General features: G+C 71.5%; 4 protein-coding genes. All 4 read left to right on the top strand.

Annotation, left to right across the window (positions count from 1 at the left end; all coding sequences use genetic code 11):
- Positions 1 to 4 precede the first annotated feature (4 nt).
- The 4 genes from betA (at position 5) to TR49_RS30520 (ending at position 3,999) form a co-directional block, all read left to right on the top strand.
- Positions 5 to 1,663: a choline dehydrogenase gene (gene betA / locus TR49_RS30535; RefSeq protein WP_042387299.1), complete on the top strand. Its 1,659-nt coding sequence runs from the start codon at positions 5 to 7 to the stop codon at positions 1,661 to 1,663.
- A 115-nt stretch (positions 1,664 to 1,778) separates the two neighbouring features.
- Complete coding sequence (locus TR49_RS30530) at positions 1,779 to 2,405, top strand: maleylpyruvate isomerase N-terminal domain-containing protein (protein ID WP_042387298.1); 627 nt, start codon at positions 1,779 to 1,781, stop codon at positions 2,403 to 2,405.
- A gap of 97 nt (positions 2,406 to 2,502) precedes the next feature.
- Complete coding sequence (locus TR49_RS40455) at positions 2,503 to 3,120, top strand: SMI1/KNR4 family protein (protein WP_052434766.1); 618 nt, start codon at positions 2,503 to 2,505, stop codon at positions 3,118 to 3,120.
- A gap of 150 nt (positions 3,121 to 3,270) precedes the next feature.
- The gene (locus TR49_RS30520) at positions 3,271 to 3,999 is read left to right on the top strand and encodes a type 1 glutamine amidotransferase family protein (protein WP_236653595.1); all 729 of its coding nucleotides are present in this window, start codon (positions 3,271 to 3,273) and stop codon (positions 3,997 to 3,999) included.
- The last annotated feature ends 112 nt before the right edge of the window (positions 4,000 to 4,111 follow it).

Raw genomic sequence — 4,111 nt, 5'->3', positions numbered from 1 at the left:
CCCCATGACCTTGCAGAACTACGACTTCGTCATCGTCGGTGGAGGATCGGCGGGTTGCGCGCTCGCCGCCCGCCTCAGCGCGGATCCGGGCAACCGGGTGCTGGTCCTGGAGGCGGGGCGTCCGGACTATCCCTGGGACGTCTTCATCCATATGCCGGCGGCGCTCACCTTCCCCATCGGAAGCCGCTTCTACGACTGGAAGTACGAGTCCGAGCCGGAACCGTTCATGCACGACCGGCGCATCTACCACGCCCGGGGCAAGGTGCTGGGCGGGTCCAGCAGCATCAACGGCATGATCTTCCAGCGCGGCAACCCGCTCGACTACGAGCGCTGGGGCGCCGATCCGGGCATGAAGAGCTGGGACTACGCCCACTGCCTGCCCTACTTCAGGAAGATGGAGAACTGCCTGGCCGACCCCGGCAGCGGCTGGCGCGGGCACGACGGCCCCCTCGTCATGGAACGCGGGCCCGCAGCCAACCCCCTGTTCGGCGCCTTCTTCGAGGCGGTCCAGCAGGCCGGCTACCCGCTGACGGACGACGTCAACGGCTACCGGCAGGAGGGCTTCGCCCCCTTCGACCGCAACCTGCGCCGCGGGCGGCGGCTGAGCGCCGCACGCGCCTACCTGCACCCCGTCAAGAGCCGGCCCAACCTCGAGGTGCGGACCAGGGCCCTCGTCACCCGGGTCCTCTTCGAGGGCAAGCGCGCGATCGGCGTCGAGTACACCCCGCGCGGCGGGACGCCGCAGCAGGTCGCGGCCGGACGGGTCATCCTGTCCGGCGGCTCGATCAACTCCCCGCAGCTGCTCCAGCTCTCGGGCGTCGGCAACGCGAACGAGCTCGCCGCGCTGGGCATCGAGCCGGTGCACCACCTGCCTGGCGTCGGCGAGAACCTCCAGGACCACCTGGAGGTCTACGTCCAGCACGCCTGCAAGCAGCCCGTCTCCGTGCAACCGCAGCTGAAGATGTGGCGGCGGCCCTTCATCGGCGCCCAGTGGCTCTTCCTGCGCAGCGGCCCCGGGGCGACCAACCACTTCGAGGGCGGCGGCTTCGTCCGCAGCAACGAGGAGGTGGCCTACCCCAACCTGATGTTCCACTTCCTCCCCATCGCCGTCCGCTACGACGGGTCCGCTCCGGCGGGCGGGCACGGGTACCAGGTGCACATCGGCCCGATGTACTCGGACGCACGCGGGTCGGTGGAGCTCAAGTCGGCCGACCCGCGCGTCCATCCGGCGCTGCGCTTCAACTACCTCTCGACGGAGCAGGACCGGCGCGAGTGGGTGGAGGCCGTCCGGGTCACCCGCTCGATCCTTGGCCAGGACGCGCTCGCCCCGTTCAGCGACGGCGAGATCTCCCCCGGTCCCTCGGTGGAGAGCGACGAGCAGATCCTCGACTGGGTCGCCCGCGACGGCGAGACCGCCCTGCACCCCTCCTGCACCTGCAAGATGGGCACGGACGAGATGTCCGTCGTCGACCCGGCCACCATGCAGGTCCACGGCCTGGAGGGCCTGCACGTGGTGGACGCCTCGGCGATGCCGTACGTGACCAACGGCAACATCTACGCCCCGGTCATGATGCTCGCGGAGAAGTCCGCGGACCTCATCCTCGGCAACACCCCGCTGGACCCCGACCACGCGGAGTTCTACCGGCACGACAAGGCCGTCTGACACCGCCTCGCAACACCCGCAGGGCCCCGCACTCCGCCTTCCCCAGGAGCGCGGGGCCCTGCCGCAGGTGTTTCCGCCCGGCTACCTCGTAGGGTGGCAGGCGAGGGAGGCGGTGATGGGACATCACACCGACGCGAGCGCCGAGCTGCTGACCGGCTTGTGGCGCTCCTGGGCGGAGCGCGGGTCCGCGCTGGGGTCGGCCGGCTGGAGTACCCCGACACGGCTGCCGGGCTGGTCCGTGCAGGCGTTGTACGCCCATGTCGCACCCGATCCCGCGATGTTCGACGGGCTGCGCGATGCTGTGGTGACGCGACCCGCGACCGTCCTCAGCGGAGCCGGGATCCTGCGCATCTTCAACCGCCCGGGCGGCGTGGCCCACACCGCGGCGGGCGCCGTGGCCACGCAGGCCCGGGCGACGGCCGACACCGTGGCGCCCGAGGAGCTGATCAGGCGGTTCGCCGAGTCGGACCCCTCGGCCGTCGCCGAACTCGCGGACCTCCCGCCGGAGGTGACCTTCGCCCATCCGGCCGGGACCGTCACGCTCGGGGCGCTGCTCGACGTCGCGGTGATGGAGGCCACCGTCCATCTGCTCGATCTGATCGACGCGGTGGGCGGCCCGCCACCACCTGCCGCGGCGTTGCGGGTGACCCGGGACGTGCTGGTGGACGTGGTGGATCCGACCGTCTTCATCGAGGCGGCGGCCGGGCGTACCCGGGACGCCGTCCTCCCGGTCATCAGGTAGCACCGCTCCCCTGCCCGGTGCCGTGTCGTCCTGCCGCGGCGGTCCAGGACCGGAAACGTCGGTGCGCGGGCCGGAGCCGACCGTCGACAATCGGCGTATGAATCGCCGCGACGACATCATGCGCCTGCTGCCTCCTCCGGCCCGCGAGGTACCGCCGGCCGACTGGAGCGCCGTCGTCGCCTACCTCGGTGCGGACCTGCCGGTCGGCTACAAGTGGTTCGTCGAGACCTACGGCACCGGCACCCTGGGTGCCGGCGGCTTCGACCGCATGCTCTTCCGCCACCCCAACCAGGTGCTGGCAGGCCGCGACATCGTGGGCCAGATGGAGTTCATGCGTGAGTGTCTGCTGGGCCGCAGGGACCGGGGGCACGACTCCCGTCCGGTCTTCCCGGAGCCGGGCGGTCTCGTGGGCTTCGCCGCCTCGTCGGAGGACTTCGAGTTCTACTTCGCGGCCGAGCCGGACACGGATCCTGACGCCTGGCCGGTCGTCTGGCACGACTTCGCCGACTACGGGGACACCCGGTGGGCTGAGTTCCCACAAGGCTTCGAGCGGTTCCTGCATGACCTGATCCGCGGCGAGATCCCGAAGGAGGTCACGGGAGAGAGCCGCGGATACACGGAGTTCCTCCCGGTGGAACCCGGCACCCGGTATCACTCCGTGGAAGGCCCGGTCACCGATGCCGGTACAGCGGGTGCCTGGCGGCCGGTGCGCTGACGCGGGCGGACAGCTCGGCGGTCTCGGCCCCGTCGCTGTGCGGCAGCGCCGCACGTGGAACAAATCTTCTCGCCTGCACCGTCGGTGGCTTGCTAGGTTCCGATGGCGCGCCACAGAGTCGACTGTGCGGATGACGAAGAGAGAAGAGCTGTGACGACGTACCTGATCGGTGGAGGTTGGAACGACGAGGCGGCGGCTCTGGTCTACGGACCCTTCCTCGCGGCGGCCGGCCCGGAACCGGTGGTGGCCTGCCTGCTGGTCGACGAGGGCGACGGCGCCGCACAGTTCGCGCGCTTCGAGGCCGCGCTGCGCACGGTGGCTCCCTGCAGGCCGGTGCCCCTTCTGGTGCCGCTCGGCGGCCGCCTCGATCCGGCCTCGCTGGACGGACACGCCGCGCTGCTGGTCTGCGGTGGGCTCACCCCCGCCTACCAGGAGGCGCTGGCGCCGGTCCTTGCCGAGGTGACCTCTCGTCTGGGCACTCGGGGCATGCCCTACGCGGGCTTCTCCGCCGGGGCCGCGGTCGCCGCCGGCACGGCACTGGTCGGGGGCTGGCGCTCCCGGGGTGTCCAGGTCTGCGCGGAGGAGACGGGCGAGGACCTGGACGAGATCGAGGTGCGGCCGGGCCTGGGTCTCGTACCGTTCGCCGTCGACGTTCACGCCGCCCAGTGGGGCACGCTGCCGCGCCTGATCGAGGCCGTCTCGCTCGGCGCCGTTCCGTACGGCGTGGCGATCGACGAGGACACCCTGCTCACCGTGGACGGCGGCCGAGCACGTGTCTCCGGGCTCGGCCGGGTGCACCTCGTACAGGCGCAGGACACCCCGGAAGGCGTCGCACTGCGCTCATACCGCTCCGGCGAGGCGTTCGCCCTTCCGGTCTGACCAGCCCGAAGGTCACCGGTCCGGGTACAGCGGGTGCTTGGCGGCCAGCGCGCTGACGCGGGCGGACAGCTCGGCGGCCTTGGCCTCGTCGCTGTGCCACTCTTCCGGGCTC

Origin of the sequence: Streptacidiphilus melanogenes (genome assembly GCF_000787835.1) — a bacterium.
GTDB lineage: Bacteria > Actinomycetota > Actinomycetes > Streptomycetales > Streptomycetaceae > Streptacidiphilus > Streptacidiphilus melanogenes.
Note: the sequence above shows the minus strand (reverse complement) of the source record. Positions and strands in the feature narration are given on the sequence as shown.

Excerpts from the sequence above, each read along its gene's own strand:
- TR49_RS30530 (WP_042387298.1), top strand. The coding sequence starts at position 1,779 with ATGGGACATCACACCGACGCGAGCGCCGAGCTGCTGACCGGCTTGTGG.
- betA (WP_042387299.1), top strand. The coding sequence starts at position 5 with ATGACCTTGCAGAACTACGACTTCGTCATCGTCGGTGGAGGATCGGCG.
- TR49_RS40455 (WP_052434766.1), top strand. The coding sequence starts at position 2,503 with ATGAATCGCCGCGACGACATCATGCGCCTGCTGCCTCCTCCGGCCCGC.